The sequence below is a fragment of the Oleiphilus sp. HI0061 genome, from assembly GCF_001635675.1.
This window is the reverse complement of the sequence record NZ_LWFE01000261.1, coordinates 1-1,271: the sequence shown is the minus strand read 5'-3', so window position 1 is coordinate 1,271 and position 1,271 is coordinate 1. Positions and strand designations below refer to the sequence as shown.

The 1,271-nt window shown below is 42.5% G+C and carries 2 protein-coding genes; both read right to left on the bottom strand.

Translation table 11 applies throughout. The features are described 5' to 3' along the window. A partial coding sequence (locus A3735_RS03375) for a sensor histidine kinase KdpD (protein ID WP_156499370.1) occupies nt 1-512 on the bottom strand: 512 nt, incomplete at its 3' end. A 14-nt stretch (nt 513-526) separates the two neighbouring features. Beyond that, nucleotides 527-1,271: lipopolysaccharide assembly protein LapB (locus tag A3735_RS03370; protein WP_156499369.1), on the bottom strand; the 745-nt coding region annotated here is incomplete at its 5' end.

Here is a 1,271-nt window from a genome sequence, read left to right as displayed (position 1 = left end):
TGCAATAGCTCGTCAGGATAACCGATTCCATCATCATGTATTTCTATAATCAGGTCATCATCTTTGATGTAGGCGACGATTTCAATGATCGATTTGGTATAGCGTGAAGCATTATTTAGCGCGTTATTAAGAACGCCCAAAATTACCTCCCTATCAAAATACCAAGATATATTTGGATCACAGGTGATTTCGAGTTCAATATTTTTATCTTTGAGCATTGGCGAATAGTGTGCGGATTGCTCGTCCAGGATGTCGTGAACAAAGCACTCATCGATATGTAATGATAGCATTTCATTCTGCAGGCGATATAAGCCAAGTAGCTGTACAAGGTAGCTATTTACACGTTCAGCCTCATATTTTACGACAGTCGTATTGTTTCTTTGTTGCCACTCTTCAGGCAGTTCTTCGCACATCTGATCTACGGAGTGTAGTAGCATGCTGAGCGAATTTTTCATGTCGTGGACAGCTGAGGCGATAATCATCGAGAAATCGGGTTGTTTGTCTTTACTCATGATACTGTACTCGTTCAATTTTGTTTTTTGGATTGAAGTTCTGCTACTTGCTTCTCGAGGTGTTTAAGCCTTCGGTATTGGTTATGCTGTTCGGGTATGTTGTTTATTTTTTCAAGGGACTGCTCTGCAAGCTTTAATAAGCTATGGTCAGCAGTTTCTTTAAATAGCTTCGTTACAACTTGAGCTAGATTAAGATTCAAGGCTGCGTGTCTTGGTGTATGCTTGAGCGCTTCTTTGAATGCTTCAGCAGCTTGTGCAAGTTGGCCTTGTTCAAACTGCTCAATACCTGATTTATTAAGGCGTTTTGCTTGCTTTTTGGCCACTAAGCTTTCGGGTTCGTCAAGCTGGCTTTCAATTTGCGCTAGCGCTTCGGGGTCGTTACTGAATCGCTCAGCGAGTGTGATTAAGAGTTTCTCGGCACGTTCAAGCTCGTTTAAGGAGTAGAGTGTCTTTGCTAGCTCGATGCCAATTTCCGCTGAGAGCTTCTCTTCTTCAATCATGCACTCTGCTTGATGAAGTTTTTCCTGTGCTGCTTCGGCATTGTTCTGACCATTAAATACTCGAGCCTCGATAAGCGTTGCATTGAGGCAGGCCTGTTCGTCAGTCGAAAATTTATGTGTTAATTCGTTTAGAACTTGTATCGCTTCGTCCGCATGTGTTTTGCCAGAATCACTAAGGTCTCCCGATGACCTTTCGGATAAGCAGCGGCCAAGGTTTAGGTAGTTGTCAGCTTTTTCATGTATTGAGTGTTCGCCATAT